The organism is Caballeronia temeraria (genome assembly GCF_001544795.2).
Lineage (GTDB): Bacteria > Pseudomonadota > Gammaproteobacteria > Burkholderiales > Burkholderiaceae > Caballeronia > Caballeronia temeraria.
Genome location: NZ_FCOI02000025.1, coordinates 66,493 through 89,381, shown reverse-complemented (window position 1 = coordinate 89,381; position 22,889 = coordinate 66,493). Strand labels below are relative to the sequence as shown.

Annotated in this window: 22 protein-coding genes; 8 read left to right on the top strand and 14 right to left on the bottom strand. The window is 64.0% G+C overall.

Translation table 11 applies throughout. The features are described 5' to 3' along the window. Nucleotides 1–31: 31 nt before the first annotated feature. Together AWB76_RS28250 and AWB76_RS28245 are read right to left on the bottom strand one after the other, a co-directional pair. Nucleotides 32–964, bottom strand: a complete 933-nt coding sequence (locus tag AWB76_RS28250) for an amidohydrolase family protein (protein ID WP_061134279.1) — start codon at nucleotides 962–964, stop codon at nucleotides 32–34. Then, nucleotides 964–1,896: an amidohydrolase family protein gene (locus AWB76_RS28245; protein ID WP_061163431.1), complete on the bottom strand. Its 933-nt coding sequence runs from the start codon at nucleotides 1,894–1,896 to the stop codon at nucleotides 964–966. The genes AWB76_RS28250 and AWB76_RS28245 overlap by 1 nt, the downstream gene beginning before the upstream one ends. A 243-nt stretch (nucleotides 1,897–2,139) precedes the next feature. Here AWB76_RS28245 and AWB76_RS28240 point away from each other — a divergent pair, with 243 nt between their 5' ends. Next, the gene (locus AWB76_RS28240) at nucleotides 2,140–3,030 is read left to right on the top strand and encodes a LysR substrate-binding domain-containing protein (protein ID WP_061163430.1); all 891 of its coding nucleotides are present in this window, start codon (nucleotides 2,140–2,142) and stop codon (nucleotides 3,028–3,030) included. Here the strand turns inward: AWB76_RS28240 and AWB76_RS28235 are convergent. Then, on the bottom strand, nucleotides 3,008–3,913 hold the full coding sequence (locus tag AWB76_RS28235; protein ID WP_061163429.1) for a LysR substrate-binding domain-containing protein: 906 nt from the start codon (nucleotides 3,911–3,913) through the stop codon (nucleotides 3,008–3,010). The genes AWB76_RS28240 and AWB76_RS28235 overlap by 23 nt on opposite strands. 106 nt (nucleotides 3,914–4,019) lie before the next feature. Between AWB76_RS28235 and AWB76_RS28230 the strand changes: the two genes are divergently transcribed. Continuing rightward, nucleotides 4,020–4,475: a (2Fe-2S)-binding protein gene (locus tag AWB76_RS28230; RefSeq protein WP_061163428.1), complete on the top strand. Its 456-nt coding sequence runs from the start codon at nucleotides 4,020–4,022 to the stop codon at nucleotides 4,473–4,475. Continuing rightward, nucleotides 4,476–6,710, top strand: coding sequence for a xanthine dehydrogenase family protein molybdopterin-binding subunit (locus AWB76_RS28225; RefSeq protein ID WP_061163427.1), 2,235 nt, complete (start codon nucleotides 4,476–4,478; stop codon nucleotides 6,708–6,710). It abuts the gene before it with no gap. Nucleotides 6,711–6,810: 100 nt separating this feature from the next. Here AWB76_RS28225 and AWB76_RS28220 read toward each other — a convergent pair whose 3' ends face one another. Next, on the bottom strand, nucleotides 6,811–8,730 hold the full coding sequence (locus AWB76_RS28220) for an AAA family ATPase (RefSeq protein ID WP_061163426.1): 1,920 nt from the start codon (nucleotides 8,728–8,730) through the stop codon (nucleotides 6,811–6,813). Nucleotides 8,731–9,246: 516 nt separating this feature from the next. Here AWB76_RS28220 and AWB76_RS38785 point away from each other — a divergent pair. Then, the gene (locus AWB76_RS38785; RefSeq protein ID WP_008346326.1) at nucleotides 9,247–9,408 is read left to right on the top strand and encodes a DUF1328 family protein; all 162 of its coding nucleotides are present in this window, start codon (nucleotides 9,247–9,249) and stop codon (nucleotides 9,406–9,408) included. Nucleotides 9,409–9,474: 66 nt separating this feature from the next. Here the strand turns inward: AWB76_RS38785 and AWB76_RS28215 are convergent, their stop codons facing one another. The 9 genes from AWB76_RS28215 to AWB76_RS28175 form a co-directional block, all read right to left on the bottom strand. Next, a complete protein-coding gene (locus AWB76_RS28215; RefSeq protein WP_061163425.1) occupies nucleotides 9,475–9,828 on the bottom strand; it encodes a RidA family protein in 354 nt (117 codons plus the stop codon). Between the two features lie 80 nt (nucleotides 9,829–9,908). Next, nucleotides 9,909–11,081 carry an NAD(P)/FAD-dependent oxidoreductase gene (locus AWB76_RS28210; RefSeq protein ID WP_061163424.1) on the bottom strand — a complete coding sequence of 391 codons (1,173 nt, stop codon included), beginning with the start codon at nucleotides 11,079–11,081 and terminating at the stop codon, nucleotides 9,909–9,911. After that, a complete protein-coding gene (locus tag AWB76_RS28205; RefSeq protein ID WP_061163423.1) occupies nucleotides 11,074–12,480 on the bottom strand; it encodes an FAD/NAD(P)-dependent oxidoreductase in 1,407 nt (468 codons plus the stop codon). Before AWB76_RS28205 ends, AWB76_RS28210 begins: the two co-directional genes overlap by 8 nt. Beyond that, nucleotides 12,470–12,832 (bottom strand): (2Fe-2S)-binding protein, encoded by a 363-nt coding sequence (locus AWB76_RS28200; RefSeq protein WP_061163422.1) that lies wholly within the window; start codon nucleotides 12,830–12,832, stop codon nucleotides 12,470–12,472. The genes AWB76_RS28205 and AWB76_RS28200 overlap by 11 nt, the downstream gene beginning before the upstream one ends. A 7-nt stretch (nucleotides 12,833–12,839) precedes the next feature. After that, entirely contained in the window at nucleotides 12,840–13,967 is a 1,128-nt protein-coding gene (locus AWB76_RS28195) for an NAD(P)/FAD-dependent oxidoreductase (protein ID WP_061163421.1), read from the bottom strand. Next, complete coding sequence (locus AWB76_RS28190) at nucleotides 13,964–14,761, bottom strand: ABC transporter permease (RefSeq protein ID WP_061163420.1); 798 nt, start codon at nucleotides 14,759–14,761, stop codon at nucleotides 13,964–13,966. Before AWB76_RS28190 ends, AWB76_RS28195 begins: the two co-directional genes overlap by 4 nt. A gap of 16 nt (nucleotides 14,762–14,777) precedes the next feature. Beyond that, entirely contained in the window at nucleotides 14,778–15,650 is an 873-nt protein-coding gene (locus tag AWB76_RS28185) for an ABC transporter permease (RefSeq protein WP_061163419.1), read from the bottom strand. Then, nucleotides 15,637–16,725 (bottom strand): ABC transporter ATP-binding protein, encoded by a 1,089-nt coding sequence (locus AWB76_RS28180; protein WP_061163418.1) that lies wholly within the window; start codon nucleotides 16,723–16,725, stop codon nucleotides 15,637–15,639. Before AWB76_RS28180 ends, AWB76_RS28185 begins: the two co-directional genes overlap by 14 nt. 25 nt (nucleotides 16,726–16,750) lie before the next feature. Then, complete coding sequence (locus tag AWB76_RS28175; protein ID WP_061163417.1) at nucleotides 16,751–17,806, bottom strand: ABC transporter substrate-binding protein; 1,056 nt, start codon at nucleotides 17,804–17,806, stop codon at nucleotides 16,751–16,753. Nucleotides 17,807–17,978: 172 nt separating this feature from the next. Here AWB76_RS28175 and AWB76_RS28170 point away from each other — a divergent pair, with 172 nt between their 5' ends. From AWB76_RS28170 to AWB76_RS28160, 3 genes are all read left to right on the top strand, one after another. Then, nucleotides 17,979–18,911 carry a LysR substrate-binding domain-containing protein gene (locus AWB76_RS28170; protein WP_061163416.1) on the top strand — a complete coding sequence of 311 codons (933 nt, stop codon included), beginning with the start codon at nucleotides 17,979–17,981 and terminating at the stop codon, nucleotides 18,909–18,911. Between the two features lie 40 nt (nucleotides 18,912–18,951). Further along, complete coding sequence (locus tag AWB76_RS28165; RefSeq protein ID WP_061163415.1) at nucleotides 18,952–19,428, top strand: VOC family protein; 477 nt, start codon at nucleotides 18,952–18,954, stop codon at nucleotides 19,426–19,428. A 164-nt stretch (nucleotides 19,429–19,592) separates the two neighbouring features. Beyond that, nucleotides 19,593–20,558, top strand: a complete 966-nt coding sequence (locus AWB76_RS28160; protein WP_061163414.1) for a GlxA family transcriptional regulator — start codon at nucleotides 19,593–19,595, stop codon at nucleotides 20,556–20,558. Between the two features lie 3 nt (nucleotides 20,559–20,561). On the opposite strand, the gene AWB76_RS28155 is transcribed toward AWB76_RS28160, so the two are convergent. Continuing rightward, nucleotides 20,562–21,863 carry an aspartate aminotransferase family protein gene (locus AWB76_RS28155; RefSeq protein WP_061163413.1) on the bottom strand — a complete coding sequence of 434 codons (1,302 nt, stop codon included), beginning with the start codon at nucleotides 21,861–21,863 and terminating at the stop codon, nucleotides 20,562–20,564. Between the two features lie 77 nt (nucleotides 21,864–21,940). Between AWB76_RS28155 and AWB76_RS28150 the strand changes: the two genes are divergently transcribed. Then, on the top strand, nucleotides 21,941–22,825 hold the full coding sequence (locus AWB76_RS28150) for a LysR family transcriptional regulator (RefSeq protein WP_061163412.1): 885 nt from the start codon (nucleotides 21,941–21,943) through the stop codon (nucleotides 22,823–22,825). Nucleotides 22,826–22,889: the final 64 nt, after the last annotated feature.

Genomic DNA, 22,889 nt, shown 5'->3' with positions numbered 1-22,889 from the left:
GGGCGCGTGAGTAACCGCGCCCGCTTTAACGTCAGGCCGTCTGCGCAACTTCGTCGCTCTTTACATACGTGGCCTTCAACCGTTTCTCCGCTTCGGCAAGATCCTTTGGTGGTTTGGTCGGCTCGATGCCCACCAGTCGCGCGATGTTGTTGCCCATGTAATCTTCGAGGCCGTCTTCATCGAGGTCCATGCCTTGCGGCGCGGGACCGCACAGCATTTCCAGCTCGCGCAGCCACATGCCCGGCTCATTCGGCGGCGAATCGGTGCCGAAGACGATCTTGTTGCGCGGCAACTGACGTGCGAATTCGACGATGCGCGATTGATAGCACCAGCCCGATTCGCAATAGACGTTGGGCGTATCCATCGCCATCCAGAAGGCTTCGAACGAGTAATTGCCGCCCGTCTGAATCCCGAAGTGACCGATGATGAAATTCACCATCGGGAATTCGCGGATGATCGGATAGAACTGCGTCGGGATGGTATACGGTCCGTCGCCGGTATGAATCAGCACGACGACGCCCAGCTCCGCGCACTTCTTCATCGCGGGGCGCAGCCAGTCGAGCGCGCGATCCGGCCGGTAGCCGTGCATGTTCGCGTGCAGCTTGAGCATCTTGAAGCCGTATTCCTTCACGTGGAATTCGAGCTCCGCCGCGCCGTTTTCCGGACCCCAGCGCGGGTTGTACGTGAAGTTGCCGATGAAGCGGTCCGGATACTTCTGCGTCAGCTCTGCGATATACGACATGTAATCGCGAATGCCTTCACGCCCGCGCCGGTTGCCGTCGCGATAGCCGGTGTTGCCGGGCGGCGGCTGAATGAAGCCCATGTCGATGCGGCGCGGCTTGCCGTTGATGATGTACGGGCCGTCCATCATCTTGAGCAGACGTTCGCCGGTGAAAGGCTCGCCCGTATGCCGCCAGGCTTCGTCGACGAGATTGGTCGGATGCAGATGGGTATCGATGATCATCAGCGCGCTCCTGCGTAGTCAGCTTCTTTGTATTGGTCGAGATAGGCCTGCGCTTCTTCGACGCTTCTGGGCGGCGCGCTCGGTTCGATGCCGAGCATGCGCGCGAGGTTGTTGCCGAGATAATCCTCGAGCGTGTCTTCGTCGAGATTGAGGCCTTGCGGCGGCTCATGACACAGCACTTCGAGCAGGCGCAGCCACATGCCCGGCTCGTTGGGCGGCGTGTCGGAGCCATAGAGAATCTTGTGCGTGGGCAAGACCTTTGCGAATTCGACGATGCGCGATTGCAGGCACCAGCTCGATTCGCAATAGACGTTCGGCGTATCGAGCGCCATCTGATAAGGCTCGAAGCAATACACGCCGCCGGTCTGCACGCCGAAGTGCGCCATGATGAACGGCACCGACGGAAACTCGCGGATCAGCGGATACCATTCGCTCGGAATGCTGTACGGGCCGTCGCCGGTATGCAGCTTCACGATGAGCCCGAGGTCCGCGCATTTGCGCAACGCGGGACGCAGCCAGTCGAGCGCGCGGTCCGGGCGATACGCATGCATGTTGGCCTGCAACTGCACCATCCTGAAGCCGTGCTCTTTCGCATAGAACTCGATCGCGTCGGCGCCGTTCTCGGGACCGCAGCGCGGGTTGTAGACGAAGCAGCCGAGCAGACGGTCGGGATACTTCTGCGTCATCTCGACGGTGTACGCCATGTAGTCGTCGATCGACTCGCGGCCGCTTCGTTCGCCGTCGGTCCACGTATAGATGGTGTTGCCCTGCGGCGGCTGAATGAAGGCCTTGTCGATGCGGCGCGGCTTGCCGTTGATGATGTATGGGCCGTCCATCACCTCGATCAGACGCTCGCCCGAAAAGGGTTCGCCGTCATGGCGCCAGGCGAGGTCGACGAGATTGGTCGGATAACAGCTTGTGTCGATGATCATGGGTCTCGATCTCCTTGAGGGGAACTGGCGTGTCCAGTTGCCGGATCGCGGGCAGGCGCGTCGATGGAACGAAAGCCCTTGCGAGCTTGCCCATGCGGCCTTTTGCAAGACGCGTGCTGATGCGCCTTCCCCTCGCCGGCATCGAGTGTCACACTGACGTGCACTGCTGCTTGCGATGCAGTCTCACAAGTTATGTACGCTCTGTACAATATTTTTTGACCACGATCTTGATACGTTAGCGATATGGACATGCGGCTTTTGCGGTACTTCGCGGTGCTCGCCGATGAACTGCATTTCGGCCGCGCCGCCGCGCGGCTGCACATTTCGCAGCCGCCTTTGAGTCAGCAGATCCGCATCCTCGAAGAGGAAATGGGCACGGCGCTTTTCCTGCGCTCGCAACATCGGGTCGAACTCACCGAGGCAGGGAAAACACTGAAGGAACAGGCGCCGCTGATCTTCGCGCAGTTCGAGCGCGCGATCGATCTCACGCGTTGCGCGGGGCGCGGCGAAGTGGGAAGCCTGGAGATCGGCGTCATCAGTTCGGCGATGGTCGAGCCCATTCCGCGCGCGCTCGGCGTGTTCGCGCGCAAGCATCCGCAAGTCAGATGGACGCTGCATGAAATGACGCCCGCCGCGCAGATTCAGGCGTTGAAAGAGCGCCGGCTCGATGTGTGCTTCTTTCGCGTGTCGCATGAAGATCCGGAGATCGTCAGCGAAGTCGTGTTGCGCGAACCCGCGGTGGTCGCGCTGCCGTTAGCGCATCCGTTCGCATCGCGCGGGAATATCGCGTTGCGCGAGCTCGAAACCGAGCGATTCCTGTCTTTCGGCCTGCTGCAATCGCAGCTTGCGCGGTTTCTGCGCGACTGTTGCGTCGATGCCGGATTCACGCCGCGCATCGAACAGGAAGTCGTCGAACTTCATACGTTGCTATGTCTCGTGCGCGAAGGGCTCGGCGTCGCGTTGCTGCCGGCATCAGCGGAACAGTTGTCGGGTGGCGGCGTCGCGTTCGTGCCGCTTGCCGCGCCCGCTCCCGAAGTGTCGCTGCATGCGCGTTATCGCGCGGAAACGCCGTCGCCCGTGCTTGCGCGTTTTCTCGACACGGTGCGCGAAGTCAGTCCGGATCGCGCGCGTTGACCGTTTGCGCGACGAGTTCGCGGATGGCATCGACGAGCGGCGCGACGCGAGCCGACTTCTCGCGCGGCCACACCGCATAGAGGTTGTAGTGCGTCGGAATCTCGACGCGCGTGAGTTCGATCAGCTTGCCGTCGCGTTGCGCATCGGCGGCGAGCAGGCCGCGCGCGAGTCCAACGCCCATGCCCGCGCTCGCGGCCGCGATGAGTCCCGCAGCGTTGTCGAATACAGCGACCGCATGCGGTTCCACTTCCGGCAAACCGGCGGCGGCGAGCCACGGAATCCACGAGCGCTTCGTGTAGCCGAGCAAGGGCAGCGCGAGCACTTGCTCAGGCGCGAGCGGCACGCGCAGTCCCTGCGCATTCAGTAGCGCGGGCGAGCCCATGACCGTCAGCCGGTCTCCGCAGATGAGCGCGTTCTCGAAGCCATCCCATTCGCCATAGCCGTAACGCAGTGCGAGATCGACGCGTTCGAACGCGCTGCGATCATGACGCGGTGCGGAAAGCATGGTGAGTGACGTGCCCGTCAACGCGCCGAGTAACGCGGGCAGACGCGCGACGAGCCAGCTTTGTGCAAGCTCGGGATCGACGTCGAGCGTGATCGACTGCTTTACCGCGCGCTCCTTCACCGACGACAACGCACGATCGATCTGCTCGAAGCCATCGCCGAGCTGATTCGCGAAGAGCGCGCCGGCATCGGTCAGCACGACGCGCGCGCCTTCGCGCACGAACAGCGGCTGGCCGACGAACTCTTCGAGCGTGCGGATCTGCTGGCTGATCGCGCTGTGCGTGAGCGAGAGCTGGCGTGCCGCGCTGGAGAAGCTGCCGGCGCGCGCGGCCTGGAGAAAAGCCTGCATCGACTGGATCGAAGGGTAGCGCTTCAACATGGGTGTTAGCCGGGCTTACGGATGATCAAAGAAATCGTCGCTGGCGTTCCTGTATCGCGGATTCCGATAATGACCGCAAGCACGAACGACATTCAGGAGACAGCGCATGATCGAAATCATCGTCAATGACGCGCGGCACTCGCTCGACAATGTACCGGAAGACATGCCGCTGTTGTGGGTGCTGCGCGATCGCATCGGCTTGACGGGCACGAAATTCGGCTGTGGCGGCGGCTTTTGCGGCGCATGCACGGTGCATCTGGACGGCGAAGCGGTGCGCTCGTGCCTCTTGCCGATTGCGGCGGTCGCGGGCAGACACATCACGACGATCGAAGGGCTTTCCAAAGACGGCACGCACCCATTGCAGCGCGCATGGGTCGCGGAAGACGTGCCGCAATGCGGCTATTGTCAGCCGGGACAGTTGATGCAGGCAGCGGCGTTTCTGAAGAGCAAACCGGCCATCAGCGACGACACCATCACGGCGGCGATGTCCGGCAATATCTGCCGCTGCGGGACGTATGCGCGCATTCGGAAGGCCATCAAGCGTGCGGCGGCGGAGGCCTGAATGCGTATCGACGATCACATCCCGACGAGCGCGCATGGCGCCGCGCGCCGCCGCTTCATGAAGCAGAGTTCCGCGTTGCTCGCAGCGGGACTGGCCATCGGATTCAAGTTGCCCGAGGCGTATGCGAAGAACGGCGATCCGCATCCGCGCGACGGCGAATTCGAGCCGAACGCATGGGTGCGCGTGCTGCCCGACGATTCGATCAAGCTCGTCGTCCACAAACACGATTCGGGCACCGGCACGCGCACTGCGCTCGCGGCGGTGGTTGCGGAAGAACTGGATGTCGATCCGTTTCGCATCGAGGTCATCACGCCCGAGAATCCGTTCTATGCCGATTACATTCATCCCTTGTGGAAGGTGTTTTCCACGGGCGGAAGCACGAGCGTGTCACTCGAATACGATCGATTGCGGCATGCGGGCGCGACCGCGCGCGCGATGCTGATCTCGGCTGCGGCGAAGCAGTGGAAGGTGTCGCCGTCTGCATGTTCGACGGACAACGGCTTCGTCATCGACAAGGTGAGCGGCGCGCGTGCGAGTTATGGATCGCTCGCCATTGGCGCGGCGAGCTTGCCTGCGCCGAAAGATGTGCCGTTGAAGGACGCATCGCAGTTCAAGTACATCGGCAAGCTGCGCAAGAAGCGCGACGCCGCGCAGAAGGTATGCGGCGCGTTCGAATACAGCATCGACGTGCACTTGCCGGGCATGCTCGTCGCGGTCATTACGCGCGCGCCCGTGATCGATGCGCGCGTGCGCAGCGTCGATGCCAAGGCGGCGCTCGCGATTCCCGGTGTGCGGCAAGTGCTGCAGATACCCGGACGTCCCGATGTGCTCGGCGGCAATCAGGCGGGCGTCGCCGTGCTCGCCGATGATTACTGGTCGGCGCACAAAGGGCAGGCGGCTTTGCGTGTCGAATGGGAAGACAGTCTCTTCGAGAACTTCGATAGCCGCGATGTTGCCGCGCGCCAGGCCGCATGGCTCGACGATTCCGCCGCGCGCGTCGTGCCGACGGTCACGAACGGCGATGCTGCATCCGTCTTGAAGCGTGCTCCGCGCGTGATTCAGGCGTCGTATTCGATGCCGTACAAGGCCGCGAATCCGCTCGAACCCATCAACGTGACAGCGTGGGCGAAAGACGGCGGCATTGCGTATTGGGGCGGCTTGCAGGTGCCATCGACGGCGCAGGAGGCGGCGCAAGTCATCGGCGGCATCGCGGCGGATCGTGTCGTGCTGCATGAGCTCGTGTCGGGCGGCAGCTTCGGTGCGCGTGAATCGAAGTACTGGCTCTTCGAAGTGACGTGGCTCGCGTTGCAGACCGGCAAGCCCATCAAGCTGATGAATAGCCGCGAGGACGAAATGCGCGCGCTCTTCTATCACTCGGCGAGTCATCATCGTGGACGTGCGGTGCTCGATGCACACGGCAATCTATCCGCGCTGCAATTGCGCGCGGTGATGCCGGCATCGCCCGAGCAATGGGAGCCGGGCTATTTCGATCGCCCCGATCGCATGGACTACAGCACCACGGAGGCGATCAGCAAGTATGAGTTCGCTTATGGCGCGCCGAATGTCGATCTCGGCTGGGTGCGTCATGAAACCGGCATTCCGACCGGCTGGTATCGCGCGGTGAGTTATATCCCGAACGTGTTTGCGGTCGAGTCCTTCATGGATGAAGCCGCTCATGCGGGGCATCGCGATCCGCTCGACTTCCGCATCGCGCATATGAAGGATGCACGGCATATCGCCGTGTTGCGCGAAGCCGCGGCGCGAGCAGGCTGGGGCAAGCCGTTGCCTCGTGGCACCGCGCTCGGCGTTGCGACGAATCGCGCATACAGCAGCTATGTCGCGGTGATCGCGCGTGTGACGCGCCGTGACGATGGCATCGTGATCGAGAAGCTCACGTGCGTCGCCGATTGCGGGCTCGCGGTGTCGCCGGCCGGCGTCGAAGAGCAGTTGTACGGCGGATTGATTTGGGGACTCGGACACGCGCTCGCCGATCGCATCGACATAAGGCATGGTCAGGTTCAGCAGACCAATTTCGATTCGTATCGCGTGATGCGCATGGCCGACATGCCCGACATCGACATACAGATCGTGCAGGGCGATCCCGCGAAGCCGGGCGGTGTCGGCGAGTTGTCGAGTCCTTCTGTTGCGCCCGCTATCGCCAATGCGGTGTTCACGCTGACGGGCAAGCGCTTGCGCGAGACGCCGTTCGATTTGCGGCAGGCCGTGCGAACCTAGGCCGTGCGTCGAATGCACTCGATAAAGTATTCGAGGCTCGCGCTCGGCACCCGATCCCTGCGATATCTCGGCGGCAACCCAACGGCGAAGTAAGCGCCGCTCACGCGGCCATCACTTCCTTCGTTACCGCTTCCGTGCTCGCGACAGCAGCCGCGTGCTCGCGGATCAGACGATAAACCGTCTCGCCCGGCACGGTCTCCGATTCGAGCAACTTATCGGCAATCGCGCGCAGCACCGGCGCGTTCGCACGCAGAAGCGCAAAGCATTCATCGCTCAGGTCATGCAGCAACGCGTTTGCATGGCCGATCGAATTCTTCAGTTGCAAGCCCGCATACTGCTGCGGCAATGCCGCGAGGCTGAAGAGATTGCCTTCTTCGTTGAAGCCGAACTTCGACACCATGTCCAGGCTGATGCGCGATGCTTCCTGAAGGTCCGAAGCCGCACCGCTCGATGCTTCGTCGAACATCAGCAGTTCCGCATTGCGTCCGCCGAGGAGCACCTGAATCTCGTTGCGCAGTTCGCTTTCGCGATACAGATGCTTGTCCTGCATCTTCGTGATGAGCGCGACACCCAGCGCGCCGCCGCGCGGCAGGATCGTCACTTCTTCGAGTACGCCCGTGCCGAGCAGCGCCGCAACGAGCCCGTGACCCGCTTCATGCACCGCGATGCGTGTGCGTTCGTCATCCGACAGCGCACGCTCCGCGCCGTTGACATCGCCGATGCGCGCGATCTTGATCGCTTCGAGGAAGTGCGCGGCCGACACTTCGCGTTTGCCCGCCTTGCGCGCGACGAGTCCCGCCTGATTGACGATCATCGAGAGCGTGGCCGGCGACAGGCCCGTCGTGAGACGCGCGAGTTGATCGAAGTCGATATCGTCGTGTTTCGTCTTCAGATTGGCCGCGTAGAAGCGCAGAATCTCCGCGCGATCTTCGACGCCGGGCAGCCGCACTTGCACCGTGCGATCGAAACGGCCGGGACGGCGCAACGCTTCGTCGAGATTGTCCGGATGATTCGTCGCCGCGACGATGATCACGCCTTCGTTCGATGCGAAGCCGTCCATCTCCGCGAGCAGCTGATTGAGGATGCGATTGCTTTCCGCTTCGACCGGACCGCCGCCGGTATCGGTGCGCTTGCCGAGGCCATCGGCTTCGTCGATGAAGATCACGGTCGGCGCATTCTTGCGCGCGAGCTCGAACAGATGCTTCACTTTCTGAATGCCGACGCCGTAATACTTCGCGCTGAAATAGCTGCCCGTGATCGCGATGAAGTTCGCGCCGCATTCGCCCGCCAGCGCCTGCGCGAGCCGCGTCTTGCCGACGCCCGGCCCGCCCGTCATCAGAATGCCGCACGGCGCACGCACGCCCATGCCGGTAAATTGTGCAGGCTCGGTGAGCCATGCACGCACGTCGTTGAGCGCGGCTTTCGCTTCGCCCGCGCCGATGACGTCATCGAAACGCAGCGTCGGCGATTGCGCGAGCAGTTGCGCGCCGCCGCGCATTTCACGTCGCATGAACCAGAGAAGGCCGCCGACCATGAGCAGCGGAAGCAGGAGACTCAACGCATCGCGCGAGCGGTCGAACATCTCGCTCCAGCGCGCGAGACCCGTGCGCACGTTGGCATCGGGCAGCCACACCAACTGATAGGGCGCGCTCGCGCCGGGCTTCATGTCGCCGAGCAGCAGCGCATTGGAAAACGCGCTCTTGTGGTCGGCCACATAGTACTTCTCGCCCTTCATCGTGGAGACGAGAATCGCGTCCGGACTGACGCCGATCGTCGCGACGTTCTTCTCGCGAATATCGGTCAGCATTTCCGATGCATCCTTCTCACGATGCGTCCACGGCGACGTGTCGTGGCGCATCTGACTGGCGACGCCCGTCAGCGTCGCGGGCTGCGATTGCGCGGCCTGCATCTCATTGCGCCAGTGCAGGACGCCCACGCCCGCGACGATGGCCGCCGCGATCACACCATATGCGATATATCGGCCAACGCGTGACCGCAGCGAATTCCTTGCCGGTTTCATCAATTCTTTCCCAATGGGGCCATCAGCGCGGCGCCCTGAATCTATCGTCGGATGAATGGCATCCGGACGCGTCTCTATCGTGCTTCGGTGGTGGGATGCCCGCGCGCAAATCTTGATGCTCAAGATGGCGAAGCGATCGACCTTAAACCGCAGATCGTCAACCATGCGAGCATGGCCCTATTTTGAAGGGGTGCTCCGCTGCAATGGTGCCCGTAATGCATGACCATTCGCTAACGCGGAGCAGCGCGCGAACGAGCGTTCAACACGCCTTTCAAGTTTCATATCGCCTTTATTCTGATTAACGGCAGGTGACGAGTGTTCTTGACGGCAATGTAAAAAACGGATGATCCGCGCTCGCGGCGTGATGCGGGTTTTGATGGTGTATGCAGGACGAAGCCTAGGATATCACGGGAAAAATCTATGCTCCACCCGGTAAGGAATACTGCTTGCTTACGCTATTGAACTCCGCGCACATGGGGCGCGCGGCGTACCTGAACGAGAGAGGGAGATAACATCATGCTGTATTACGCGTTGGTCTTTTTCATCATAGCGATCATCGCCGCGGCGCTCGGTTTCGGCGGCATCGCGGCGGGCGCGGCGGGCATCGCGAAGATATTGTTCTTCATATTCCTCGTGATATTCCTCGTGACGCTCGTGATGGGTCTCATGCGACGTTGACGGCCATGCAGCAAGAGCGTCGTGCCGAGGCTAGCCGGCACGACGCTTTTTTCACACGTGTTCGCTTCAGGCGAGCGCCACCACGGCGATTTCGACGAGCAGTTCATTCGATGCGAGTTGCGCCTGCACCGTCGCGCGCGTCGGCGCGCAGCCTTCGGGCACCCATGCGTCCCACACTTCGTTCATGCCTGCAAAGTCGCGCGCGATATCCGCGAGCCACACTTGCGCCGAAACGAGACGCGTCTTGTCGATGCCTGCTTTGTCGAGAAAGCCGTCGATTTTCTCGAGCACTTTCGCGGTTTGCAGTTTCACGTCGGGCGTGAGATCGGCGGATGTCTGCCCGCCGATGAACACGAGGCCCGCTGCCTTGACGACGCGGCTCATGCGCTGATTGGTGTCGATGCGAACGATATCGCTCATGAATCTTTCTCCGATAAAAAGTCGAGACGAACGAAGCCAACGCGAGCGCTCATGCACGCGCGCGGCGAAGAAAAGTGCACTCAGTGAGTGATGAGTTGTGTTGCGTCGGCCTGCGCTGAAGCGGCATCGCGCCCGAAGCGATCGATCGCGAATGCGTCGAGCGAAATGGACGGCGCGCCATCGAGCATCAATTCGGAGACCAGCTTGCCGCAGCCCGGCCCGAGCTGAAAGCCGCTGCCGCAATAGCCGAACGAGTAATACAGATTCGACGCCGTGCGGCTCGCGGAGATCACAGGCAATTCGTCTTCCGTGAAGGCTTCGACGCCCGCCCACGCGCGATTCACGCCGAGATGCTTCAGATGCGGAAAGAGATCGGTGACCGTGCGCGCGCTCTTCACGAGACGAACGAAATCCACTTCGCCATGACGATTCGCGAGATCCGCGATGCCGATCAGCTTGCCGCCGATCACCACGGTGCCGTTATCGAACTGCTTGAACGAGAGCGGCCGTCCGGTTGCGCCGAGCGTCGCGCGGCAGAAGGGCGCGACGCGATGTGTGACCATCAGCATCAGGCCTTCCGGATGCACGGGCACGGCTTCGCCCGCCTGCTTCGCGAGTTCGCCCGACCACGCGCCCGCCGTGACGAGCAGCTTCTCCGCGCTGAACGTGCCGCGCGGCGTGTACGCGAACCAGCGCGTGCCACGCTGTTCGATGCGGCGCACCGGCGTGCCTTCCAGAAAACGTGCGCCGAGTTTCTGCGCGGCGAGGCGGAACGCGGTCGTCGTTTTGAACGGCAATGCGTAGCCGTCGCGCTCGGCCCAGATGCCGCCCGTCACGTGCCGCGCGAGCGCCGGTTCGAGTTCGAGCACGGTTTCCCGGTCGATCACTTTCTCGTGTGTGAAGCCGTGCGATTCGAGCAGCGCGACACGCTGACGGCAGGCGTCGAGCTCGTCGTCGGTTTCGGCGATCTTCAACTGGCCCGATGCCACGAACCCGCCATCCTCGCCGATCAAATCTGTCATGCTGTGCCATATTTCACGCGACATCAACGCGAGCGGAATCTCGGGCACGGGACGCCCGAGCGTGCGCACGCCGCCCGCGTTCACGCCTGAAGAATGACGCGCGACGTAATCCGCTTCGAGCACGATCACCTTCACGCCGCGCTTCGTCATATGAAACGCGCTGCTCGTGCCGTGCAATCCGCCGCCGACGACGAGCACGTCCGCTTCCTGAATGTCGCTTGCGTCATTCACCGGCGAGTGCTCCGAGCGTGAGCGGTTTGATCGGCGGACGAATGCGGTAATAGCCGACATCGGCAGGTGAGACGCGGCGCGCATCGGCGATGACTTCCGTCACCGTGAGACCGCACATGCGCCCCTGGCACGGTCCCATGCCGCAACGTCCGAACGATTTCGCCTGATTCGGCCCGACGCAACCCAGTTCGACGAACTGGCGCAATTCACCCGCCGTGACTTCCTCGCAGCGGCACACGATGGTTTCGTTGCGCGGAATGCGATTGACGTCGCGCGGACGATACAGGCTGTCGAGAAACGGCCGGATGCGCATGACGTCGGCAAGCGCGCGGCGCAGCGGGGCGGCTTCGGCATCGCGCTTGGTCTGATCGATCGCGCCGAGTTGCGCCGCAGCCGCGAGTCCCGCGAGCGTGCCCTGCAACGCGGCCGCCTGCGCGCCGCCGATGCCCGCGCCATCGCCCGCGACGAAGATGCCGGGAACATCCAGTTCGCCCCATGTATCGGTCGCTGGCGTGAAGCACAATTGCGCGTCGTCCCAGCGATGCGTCGCGCGCAACGCCTGCGTGAACTGCGTATTCGGCACGACGCCCTGATGCAGCAGGATCACATCAGCTTCTATTCGATGCGCGGCGCCTTGCGTCGTGAAACTCAACGCGGCCGCACGCTCGACGTGATCCGTGCCGATGCGCGCTTCCACGCGCAGATCGTCGGCGGCTTCGAAGATCGGCACGCCCGCTTCGCGCAACGTGCGGATCAACTGCAGTCCCTTCGATAGAAACGGCCACGCGCGCAGCGCCGACAGCAAGTGACGCTTCGCGCGCCAGCGATCTTCGTGACGCGTCGTATCGACGAGCGCACGGATTGGCACGCCCGCGCGCACATATTGCCAGCCGAGCAGATAGAGCAGCGGCCCGCAGCCCGCGAGAATCGGCGGCGCGGCGGGCACTTCGCCCGCGCTCTTCAACAGGATTTGCGCGGCGCCCGCCGTCAGCACGCCCGGCAGCGTCCAGCCAGGAATCGGGAAGGGCCGCTCCAGCGCGCCGCTCGCGAGAATCACGCGCTGCGCATCGAACGAGCCGATCCTGCCGTCCTTCAGAAAGTTGACGCCGCGCTCTCGCGTCACTTGCCAGACGCTCGCGTTCGTCACGTGGCGCGCACCCGATGCGGCGAACGCCGACGCGATCGCGGAACCCGCCGCATAATCCGGCCCGAGAATCTCCTTGCGGCGCGCGTCCGCCTTGCCGATCGCGCGATAAATCTGCCCGCCGACGGCGTCCTGCTCGTCGATCAGCACGGTTTTGAGGCCCGCGCGGGCGGCGCGCGTCGCCGCGCTCATGCCGGCGGGACCGGCGCCGATCACGACGACATCGACGGCTTCGGATGCGAAATCAGCGGCCATGCGCGTTCTCCAAAGAGATATCGGCGGGATGGGTCGGCGGCAGATCGCGCGCGCCTTCCTGCGAGCGCACGCGCATGCCGGCTTTCACTTCGACCATGCAGCTCTGGCGGCTCGGCACGCCGTCGATCTCGACGAGGCATTCGAAGCATGCGCCCATCATGCAGTAAGGCGCGCGCGGCGCACCGCTGACAGGCGTCGCACGAAAGCGCGAGACGCCCGATGCCAGCAGCGCCGCCGCCACCGAGCGTCCGGCGGGCACGGTGAGCGGTTCGTCGTTGAACCAGATTTCGATGTTGCCGCTTTCTTTGCCGTCGAGCGGCTTGAAGAGCGTGTGATTCGCTTGGACTGTCATGTCGAACTCAATGTGCGGGAGTCAGTTCACGTGCGTTCTCGAAACGGCGCGCGGAGAAAGTGGGCAGTTCATCGGGCATCGGCGCGCCCATGATCCACGGCGCGACGCGCAGCGCATGCGCGGCCGCGAGCGTCACGCCGCTATGGCACGTGACGACGAACGCGCCGGGATGCGCCTCGGACTGGTCGTAGATCGGAAAGCCGTCGGGGCTGTAGACGCGCAGCGCGGCCCACATGCGCACGAGGCGCACGTGCTGAAGCATCGGAAAGGCGCGCACGCCGCGACGGGCAATATCGGCGAGCACGTGCGTCGTCGTGAAATCGTTGAAGCCGACTTCTTCCATCGAATCGCCGAACTGCACGGAGCCTTCGTCGGTCTGGCGCACGTTGAGCGTCGGATAGTCGAGAAACGGCGCGACGCGCTCGCTCACCAGCACTTGCCCGCGATTCGGCGCGACCGGCGCATGCAGTCCGACGAACGGCGCGAGCGCGCGATTGCCGAGGCCCGCGGCGAGCACGACGCGCCCCGCGCGATACGTCGCGCGTTTGCCGTGCACGGTGAAGCCGTTCGCGTCCGGCACGATGCGTTCCGCGCGCTCCGCCGATACGAGCCGCACGCCGCGCGCCTGCATCGCGACATGCAGGCCGCGCAGCAGCTTGAGCGGATTCACGTGGCCGTCCATCGGCGTGTAGCTCGCGCCGATCACCGCCGGGCCGATCTGCGGAATGCGCGCGCGGACTTCTTTTGCGTCGAGCATTTCGAATGGGTAGTCGCCGAGTTCGGCCTTGAGCGCCGAGAGGCGATTGTTGCGTTCGGCGAGTTCGGCGTCGCTGAAGCAGAACTGGAAGCCGCCCGGCTGACGCAACGCGACGTCGATGCCCGTTTCGCTGCGGAGCGCCTCGGCAAAACCGGGCCAACGCGTCGCGGAGCTGCGCGACCACGTCGCGTAAGGCGACAGTCCGTAGCCCTTGCCCTGAATCCACACGAGGCCGAAGTTGCCGCGCGAGGCGCGAAAGCCGCCGTCGTCCTCGTCGAGCACGGTCACGCGCGCGCCTTCGCGGGCGAGTCCGTAAGCTACGGCCGAACCGACCAGGCCGCCGCCGAGCACCAGTACGTCGGGACTTGCAGAAGTCATCGGGCTTCTCCGATCAGAATGCGATCCAGTCCGACCATGCGGTCGAGCAGGATCATCAGCAATACCGTGCCGACGATCAGCACCGCCGACACCGACGCGACGAGCGGATCGATCGTCTGCGCGATCTGGTTGTACATGGCCACGGGCAGCGTCGTGGTGCCGGGCGTCGCGACGAAGATCGTCATCGTCAGCTCGTCGAAGCTCTGGATGAACGACAGCACCCAGCCGCCCGCGACGCCCGTGCGGATCATCGGCAGCACGACGCGGCGAAACGCGGTGAAGCGGCTCGCGCCACAGGAAAGGGCGGCCCGTTCGGCATCGCGATCGAGCCCGACCGCCGACGACAACGCGAGCCGCAACGCATACGGCAGCACGATGATCACGTGCGCTGCGACGAGCGACCAGAACGAGCCCGACAGATGCAGGAGCGACAGGAAGCGCAGGAACGCGATGCCGAGCACGACGGCGGGAATCATCATCGGCGAGAGGAAGAAGCTCGTGAGCGCGGCGCGGCCCGGAAAGCGATAGCGCGCGATGGCGAGCGCGGCGGGCACCGCGAGCAGCACGCCGATGGTCGCCGCCGCGAACGCGAGCCGGATCGACAGCCAGAACGCGGACACGATGTCGCCGTTCTCGATGATCGCGCGGAACCAGCGCAGCGACGCGCCATCGAAGGGCATCGAAATGAAGCCCTTGTCGGTGAACGCGACGAGCATCACCACGACGAGCGGCGCAAGGATGAACGTGAGAAAGAACGCGTTGTAGACGAGTCCCAGCGGACCGTTGCGGTTCATGATCGTTCTCCGGAACTCAGTCGAAGATATGGCGGAAACGGCGTTCGGCGAGACGGCTGCAACCCATCACGATCGCGACGTTCGCGATCAGCAGCAACACCGCGATGCTCGCGCCGAGCGGCCAGTTGAGCGTGCCGAGGAATTCGTCGTAGGCGGCGGTCGCGACCACTTTGAGACGCCGTCCGCCGATGAGCGCGGGCGTCGCGAAAGCGGAGGCCGACAACGCGAACACGATGATCGATCCCGACAGCACGCCCGGCATGATCTGCGGCAGCACCACGCGGCGAAACACCGCGAACGGCGAGCCGCCGAGTGAGCGGCCGGCCCATTCCACTTGCGGATCGAGCTTTTGCATCGTCGCCCAGACGGACATCACCATGAAGGGCACGAGCACGTGCGTCAGCGCGATGATCACGCCGGTCATCGTGAAGACGAGGCGGATGGGTTCGTCGGTGATATGCAGCGCTTGCAGCACGTTGTTGAGCACGCCGTTGTTGCCGAGCAGGATCTGCCAGCCGAGCGTGCGCACGACCACCGAAATGAGCAGCGGCCCGAGCACGATCAGAAGACACAACGATTGCCACGGCTTTTTCATACGCGCGAGCACGATGGTTTCCGGCACGCCGAGCACGATCGAGAGCAGCGTGACCGCGAACGCGAGTCCGGCGGTGCGCAGAAAGATCGTGCCGTAGTAAGGATCGCTAACGACTTCCCAATAGTTCGAAAAGGTATAGGCGGACGTGACGCCGGCCGTGTCGCTGAACACGCGGAACGACAGCATCAGCGTGAGCACGAGCGGCACCAGCAACAGGCCGACGAAAAGCAGCAGCGCCGGCCCCGACAAGAGCCACGGCGCCGCGCCGGGACGGGCGTCGTCAAGCGTGGCCATTGACGTTCTCCCGAAGGTCTTGCGTCAGCACGCGCAGGTCGTCGTCGGTCCAGGCGAGGCCCACTTCGTCGCCTTCTTCGGGCGGCGGCGCGCCGTGATTCGGTTGCGCGACACGCAGCTTGCCGAGTCCGGTTTCCACTTCGAGCAGCCATTGATTGCCGACGAACACGCGTGTCGCGATGCGGCCGCGCACGCGGGCATCGCCCGTGTTGCCGTTCGCCAGATGCACTTTTTCCGGACGGATATAGACGTTCACCGCGCCGTCCACATGCCGGCCTTCGTGCGGCACGTGCAGATGCGTGCCCGCGACATCGACGATCGCGCAGCGCGGATTGCGTCGCAGCACTTCGCCTGTGAACGCGTTGGTGCGCCCGAGAAACGTCGATGCGAATGGCGTCGCGGGACGCTCGTATGCGTCGTACGGCGTGGACAGTTGCGAGATCGCGCCGCGATGCATCACCGCGATGCGGTCGCTCATCGTCATCGCTTCGACCTGATCGTGCGTGACGAGGATCGTCGTGATGCCGAGGCGCTTCTGGATCGCGCGCAACTCGATGTGCATTTCCTCGCGCAGCTTCGCGTCGAGATTGGACATCGGTTCGTCGAGCAGCAGCAGTTCGGGCTGCATCGCGATGGCGCGCGCGATCGCCACGCGCTGCCGCTGCCCGCCCGACAGTTCCTTCGGATAGCGATGCCCGAGGCCCTTGAGACGCACGAGTGCGAGCGCTTCTTCCACGCGCGCCTCGCGTTCCTTGCGCCTGACTTTGCGCATCTCCAGCCCGAAGCCGACGTTGCCCGCCACCGTCATGTGCGGAAAGAGCGCGTAGCTCTGAAACACCACGCCGATGCCGCGTTTCTCGGGGCGCTCGTTCGTGATGTCGCGGCCATCGAGCAGGATGCGGCCGGTCGTCGGCGTGACGAAGCCCGCGACCATCTGCAGCGTCGTGGTCTTGCCGCAACCGGAAGGGCCGAGCAGCGAGAGCAGCTCGCCGCGCTCGACCGAGAGATCGAGCTGTTCGATCGCCGTGAAATCGCCGTAGCGTTTCGATATGCCTTGCAGAGTCAGGAAAGCCATGCGCCTCGCTCCTCGTCAGACCGGATCAACGCTCGACCGATCGGTTCCAGCGCTCGGTCCACTCGGTGCGATGCTGGTTGATCGTGGCCCAGTCCATCGCGGTGAGCTTCGAGATCTGATCGGGACCGTAGGGCACGCGCGCGGCCACATCGGGCGCGAGCTTGACCGTCTTGTTGACCGGGCCGAGACCGATGTTCTGCGCCTGCAGCATCTGCACTTCGGGCGTCAGCAGGTACTGCACGAACTGCTGCGAGAGCGCCGGCTGCGCGTTCTCCGCGATGGCGCACGCCGCCACCTGCAACGCGACCGCGCCTTCCTTCGGATAGACGAACTTGAGCGGAAAGCCCGTGTTCTGCAACGCGACCGCGCGGCCGCTGCCGTAAGGCGCGAGGATCACGTCGCCGGACTGCATCTGGCCGTCCATCTCGCCGGGCGTCGGCGCCCACGAGAGCACGTTCGGCGCGACCTGCTTCGTCATCTCGGCGAAGCCGGGATCGATGTTCTTCTCGCCGCCGCCCGAAAGCCGCGCGAGCATCACGAGCGTATGCAGGCCGTAGGTGTTGGTGATCGGCGGCACGCCGAGCTTGCCCTTGATGCGTTTATCCGTGAGTACCTTCCACGAATCGGGCGGCGGCAGGCCGGCCTTCTTGAACGCTTCCTCGTTATAGCCGATGCCCGTCGCTACCATGCCGACGCCCACCGCGGTCGGTCCGAGCTTCGCGAGCGGATACACGTCGTTCATGATGGGCGCGTCGTCGAGCTTCGCGCACAGGTTCATCTGCATCGCCTGATACATGGGGCCGTCGTCCATCACGGCGACGTTGATCTGCTGATGTCCCTTTTGCGCTTGCAGCTTGGCGAGCGTATCGCTGGAATTGCCCGCGACGTAGACGATCTTGACGTTGTGCGCCTTCTCGAACGGCGGAATGATTTTCTGCCGATAGAGCTGCTCGTTCGAGCCGCCGACATTGGCGACATAGAGCGTGGTTTCGGCGTGGGCGGCGAGCGCGGCGGTGATGAAAACGCCCGCGAAAGCGCTGCGGGACAGGACGGACAGACGGCGATGCAACGCGCTTCTCATGACGACGTTCTCCAGTTCCGTGAGGTGGGGAGCGGGCTTGCCGGCCCGTAGAATGAGAGCCAGTGTCGCGCTGTCAATACATATCGTCCAATACGAATAAAATACCTATCTATGCATGGATGATATGGATTCGGGACATCGAGAATAGGGCAAACCCCCGGGGAAAAACGCTATGAACCTGAAGCACATCGAGGCATTTCGCGCAGTGATGGTGTCCGGATCGATGACCGCCGCCGCCAAGGAACTCTTCACGTCGCAGCCCAACGTCAGCCGTCTGATCTCGCAACTGGAGCGCGAGACGGGCCTGCAACTCTTTCAGCGCAGCGGCGTGCGTCTAATTCCGACGAGCGAAGGCACCGCGTTCTTTCGCGAAGTCGAGCGCGCGTTCGTCGGCTTGCAGGGTCTCGCGAACGCGGCGGCGCAGATTCGCAATCTGGGCAGCGGCCGTCTGCGCATCGCGGCGATGCCGTCGGCGGGCATCACGCTCGTGCCGCACGCGATCAAGCGCTTCGTCGAGTTGTTTCCCGAAGTCACCGTGTCGCTGCACGTGAATACGTCGGGCACGGTGAATCACTGGACGGCGTCGCAGTTCTGCGATCTGGGCGTCGCGGTGTATGTCAGCGAGGCGTCGAACTGCGAAGTGGAGCAGCTATCGAGCGTGTCCGCCGTGTGCGTGATGCCGGCGAAGCATCGGCTCGCGGCGAAGCGCGTGATCCGGCCCGAGGATCTGGAGGGCGAATCGTTCATTTCGCTCTGTCATGGCGACGGCACGCGCACGCTGATGGACGAGGTGTTCCAGCGCGCGGGCGTGAAGCGCGTGCTCGCGATCGAGGCGCAATACACCGCGATGTGCTGCGAGATGGTGCGGCACGGCATGGGCGTCACGCTCGCGCATCCGATCGTCGCGCGGGACTTCAGAGGGCCGGATATCGCGATCCGCCCGTTCCTTCCCGCCACGCGCTTTCCGACATATCTGCTGTTTCCGCCGCATCGGCCGCGCGAACGGCTCGCGTCGGCTTTCGTCGAGGTGTTGCGCGGGCTGCACGAGGAATTGCTGGCCGACGTCGTGCCGCCGGCGCGAGGACGTGCGCGGGCGTCGGCGTGATATCGTCGGCGACACTGTGCTTTCTTCAAAGGAGCCTGCGATGACCGAGCTCGTCAACTGCCTGTGGTTCGATGGCGACGCGCGTGAAGCGGCGCAGTTCTATGCCGCCACGTTTCCCGACAGTCATGTCGGAGGCGGGCATGCATCCGCGAAGCCGGGCGTCGGAAACGGGCCTGAACTGACCGTCGAATTCACCGTGCTCGGGCGGCGCTTTCTCGGCCTGAACGGCGGGCCGAACTTCAAACCGAATGAAGCGGTGAGCTTCATGATCCACACCGGCAGCGCGGAGGAAACGGATCGCTACTGGAACGCGATCGTCGGCAATGGCGGCGAGGAAGGACCGTGCGGCTGGTGCAAGGACCGCTGGGGCTTCTCGTGGCAGATCACGCCGAAACGCCTGCTCGATATCCTCGACGGCGCCGATCGCGAAGCCGCCAAACGCGCGATGGACGCGATGATGTCGATGAAGAAGATCGACATCGACATCATCGAACGCGCGGCGGCGGGAACGCCCTGATGCGCGCTTACTTGCCCTGAATCAGCAGACCCAGCGGCGCGAGCGGACCGACCTGCATCAGCCTCCTTGATCGGGTTCATTGCGAAGCGCAACGGAGATCAATGTAGCGGTCGGACCGAAAAAGCTGTACTGTCGTAAATGACAACTTTAGGGTCATTCACGCCATGCGCATCGCCGTGCTCGCTCTCGATGGTCTCTTCGATACCGGCCTCGCCGTGACGCTCGATACGCTCAAGGCCGCGAACGGGCTTGCCGCGCGCGCGATGGGCGGATCGCCGCGCTTCGACGTATCGGTGGTCGGCGTGCGCAGGCGCGTGCGCTCCGGTCACGGCTTCGCGATACCGGTGCAACCCATCACGTCCGATCTGAAGCCCGACTGGGTGATCGTTCCCGCATTGGGCACGACGACGCCCGATCTGCTTTTGCCCGCGCTCGAACGCGCCGACGTGCAAGACGCCATCGGGCAATTGCAGCAATGGCGCCTGGATGGCGTGATGGTGGCCGCATCGTGCATCGGGACGTTTTTGCTGGCGGAAGCCGGGCTGCTCGATCATCGGCAGGCAACGTCGACATGGTCGCTCGCGCCGCTTTTCCGGCAGCGCTATCCGCATGTGATGCTCGATGAATCGCGCATGCTCGTGCCGACCGATATCGGCGTGACGGCCGGCGCCGCGATGGGCCATCTCGATCTCGCGCTGTGGCTCGTGCGCAAGACGAGCCCGGAACTGGCCGCGCTCGTGTCGCGCTATTTGCTCGCCGATATCCGCACGTCGCAGGCGCCGTACATCATCCCGAATCATCTCGCGCAGGCCGATCCGCTGATCCAGCGTTTCGAGCGCTGGTCGCGCGAGCATCTGAAGGAAGGCTTTTCGTTGCAGGATGCCGCGAGCGCGCTGGCGACAAGCACGCGCTCGCTGCAACGCCGGTGCCGCGAAGTGCTCGGCAAATCGCCGCTGGCGTACTTTCAGGACTTGCGTGTCGAACGCGCGCAGTCCCTTTTGCACGGCAGCGGCCTCGACCTCGAAGCGATCGCCGCCGAAGTCGGTTACGAAGACGGCGCGACCTTGCGCACGCTCTTGCGTCAGCGGCTGGGGCGCGGCGTGCGCGATCTGCGCGCCGAGCTGCGCTGACCCCTACAACGAACGCTCGATCGCCTTGCCGAGCAGATCGAGACCGAGATCGATCTCTTCCTCGCTCACGGTCAGCGGCGGCGCGATGCGGAACACGCCGCCCATGCCCGGCAATTGCACGATGTTCATGCTCAGGCCCAGATTCATGCATTCGCGCGTGATCTTCGCGCCGAGGCCATCGGCGGGTTCTTTCGTGCGGCGATCCTTGACGATCTCCACGCCGAGCAGCAAGCCGCGGCCACGCACATCGCCGATGCAGTCGAGGCGCTCCATCAGATCGAGCAGGCCGCGTCTGAGGCGCGCGCTCATCACGTTCGCGCGCGCGACGAGACCCTCGCGTTCGACCACGTCCAGCACGCGCAGACCGACGGCCGCAGGCAGCGGATCGGACACGTGCGTCGTGTAGAACAGATAGCCGAGCTCGTGCGCCTTTTCTTCGATTTCCGCCGATGTCACGACGGCCGCGAGCGGCAATCCCGCGCCGAGCGTCTTCGATAGCGTGAGGATGTCGGGTGTGACGCCGTCGCGCTGGCACGCGAACATAGTGCCCGTGCGGCCGATGCCGGTTTGCGCTTCATCGAGAATCAGCAGCATGCCGCGCTCTTCGCACTTGCGTTTCAGCGCGGCCATATAGCCTTCCGGCAGTTCGATGATGCCGCCCGAGCTCAGGATCGGTTCCGCGATGAATGCGGCCAGATTACCGCTCGACTGACGATCGATGAGATCGAACGCGTAGTCGAGTTCGGCGAGCCAGTCGTACTGCCCGTTGCGTTCGAAGCGCGCGCGATACGCAAACGGCGCGGGAATCGCGAACGATCCGACCGCCGCCGGACCGACGCCTTTGCGCCCGGCGCTGTAGGTCGCGGACGCGGCATGGCCGGTCATGCCGTGCCACGACTGCGCGAAGCCGACGACTTCGTATTTGCCTGTGACGAGCTTCGCCATGCGAATCGCCGCTTCGTTCGATTCGGCGCCGGTGCTGAGCAGCAGCGCGCGATCGAGTCCGGCGGGCGTGATGTCGGCGAGACGCGTCGCGAGATCGACGACGGGACGCGACAGCATCCCGCTGAACAGATGATCCAGCTTGCCCGCGTATTCGTTGATCACCGACACGATCTCGGGGTGGCTGTGGCCGAGCACGGCGCTCATTTGCCCCGAAGTGAAATCGAGGATCGCGCGGCCGTCGGCATCGTAGACGAAGCTGCCCTGGGCGCGCTCGATGATCATCGGCTCGAACGTGCCGCCGTAGCGGATGAGGTGTTGTCTGGCGTTCTGCCAGAAAGTTGCGTCGTTGTTTCGGGACACCGTGCTTCTCCTGGCGGATCGTGGGAGGAACTTGCAGTGTAGACAACGCTCTGGTTTTATAGAATCGAATAGTTCTAATGCGAGATAGAAGAGGTGCTAATACCTTGAGCCTGTCACTCGAGATCGAATTGTTGCGCTCGTTCGCGGTCATCGCGGAAGTGCGGGCCTTGAGCCGTGCGGCGGAGCGCATCGGACGGACGCAGTCCGCGCTGAGTCAGCAGATGAAACGGCTGGAGGAAATCGTCGATCAGCCGCTGTTCCAGCGCACCGGGCGCGGCGTCGTGCTGACGAATCCGGGCGAGCGTCTGCTGGTTCATGCGCAGCGCATCCTGCGCCTGCACGACGAAGCGATGGCCGATCTGTGCGGCAAAGGGCTGTCGGGCAGCATCCGCTTCGGTTGCCCGGACGATTACGCGGCCGTGTTCCTGCCGAGCCTGCTGCGGCAGTTTTCGAGTCAGCATCCGCACGCGCTGGTGGAGGTCGTGTGCGGGCCGACGCCCCGGCTCGCCGAACAGTTGAAAAAGCGCGCGCTCGATCTCGCGATGCTTTCGCTGCCCGATGGCAGCGCTGGCGGCGACATCATCCGGCGCGAGCAACTGGTCTGGATCGGCTGTCCGGGGATGGAATCCGCGCACTACGATCCGTTGCCGCTCGCGCTCTCCGATCCGGACACGCTCGATCACATCGCCGCGTGCGAGGCGCTGCGGCGCGCGGGCAGGGCGTATCGCCTCGCGTATGCGAGCAGCAGCCTCGCGGGACTGACGGCGCTGGTGCGCTCGGGGCAGGCGTTCGCCGTCATCACGCAGACGGCGGTGCCCGCGGATCTTTGCGTGCTGAACGCGGATGCCGGGCTGCCGGTGTTGCCGGGCGTCGGTATATCGGTGAAATTCGCGCGCGAGCGTCCGTCGCTGTTGACGGCGGCGTTCGCGGAGCACATCCGGCTGACGCTGCCGTTGCTGTAGCGCGAGGCCGATTCGGCGAAGAAAGACGGAAACCGGTCGCTTTCCGGCACATCGCGTGTCGGAA

Coding starts and splice junctions, on each gene's coding strand:
- AWB76_RS28165 (WP_061163415.1), top strand. CDS start 18,952: ATGACCGAGCTCGTCAACTGCCTGTGGTTCGATGGCGACGCGCGTGAA.
- AWB76_RS28185 (WP_061163419.1), bottom strand. CDS start 15,650: ATGGCCACGCTTGACGACGCCCGTCCCGGCGCGGCGCCGTGGCTCTTG.
- AWB76_RS28220 (WP_061163426.1), bottom strand. CDS start 8,730: ATGAAACCGGCAAGGAATTCGCTGCGGTCACGCGTTGGCCGATATATC.
- AWB76_RS28160 (WP_061163414.1), top strand. CDS start 19,593: ATGCGCATCGCCGTGCTCGCTCTCGATGGTCTCTTCGATACCGGCCTC.
- AWB76_RS28195 (WP_061163421.1), bottom strand. CDS start 13,967: ATGACTTCTGCAAGTCCCGACGTACTGGTGCTCGGCGGCGGCCTGGTC.
- AWB76_RS38785 (WP_008346326.1), top strand. CDS start 9,247: ATGCTGTATTACGCGTTGGTCTTTTTCATCATAGCGATCATCGCCGCG.
- AWB76_RS28240 (WP_061163430.1), top strand. CDS start 2,140: ATGGACATGCGGCTTTTGCGGTACTTCGCGGTGCTCGCCGATGAACTG.
- AWB76_RS28215 (WP_061163425.1), bottom strand. CDS start 9,828: ATGAGCGATATCGTTCGCATCGACACCAATCAGCGCATGAGCCGCGTC.
- AWB76_RS28175 (WP_061163417.1), bottom strand. CDS start 17,806: ATGAGAAGCGCGTTGCATCGCCGTCTGTCCGTCCTGTCCCGCAGCGCT.
- AWB76_RS28225 (WP_061163427.1), top strand. CDS start 4,476: ATGCGTATCGACGATCACATCCCGACGAGCGCGCATGGCGCCGCGCGC.
- AWB76_RS28250 (WP_061134279.1), bottom strand. CDS start 964: ATGATCATCGATACCCATCTGCATCCGACCAATCTCGTCGACGAAGCC.
- AWB76_RS28200 (WP_061163422.1), bottom strand. CDS start 12,832: ATGACAGTCCAAGCGAATCACACGCTCTTCAAGCCGCTCGACGGCAAA.
- AWB76_RS28150 (WP_061163412.1), top strand. CDS start 21,941: ATGCGAGATAGAAGAGGTGCTAATACCTTGAGCCTGTCACTCGAGATC.
- AWB76_RS28205 (WP_061163423.1), bottom strand. CDS start 12,480: ATGGCCGCTGATTTCGCATCCGAAGCCGTCGATGTCGTCGTGATCGGC.
- AWB76_RS28245 (WP_061163431.1), bottom strand. CDS start 1,896: ATGATCATCGACACAAGCTGTTATCCGACCAATCTCGTCGACCTCGCC.
- AWB76_RS28180 (WP_061163418.1), bottom strand. CDS start 16,725: ATGGCTTTCCTGACTCTGCAAGGCATATCGAAACGCTACGGCGATTTC.
- AWB76_RS28170 (WP_061163416.1), top strand. CDS start 17,979: ATGAACCTGAAGCACATCGAGGCATTTCGCGCAGTGATGGTGTCCGGA.
- AWB76_RS28235 (WP_061163429.1), bottom strand. CDS start 3,913: ATGTTGAAGCGCTACCCTTCGATCCAGTCGATGCAGGCTTTTCTCCAG.
- AWB76_RS28190 (WP_061163420.1), bottom strand. CDS start 14,761: ATGAACCGCAACGGTCCGCTGGGACTCGTCTACAACGCGTTCTTTCTC.
- AWB76_RS28230 (WP_061163428.1), top strand. CDS start 4,020: ATGATCGAAATCATCGTCAATGACGCGCGGCACTCGCTCGACAATGTA.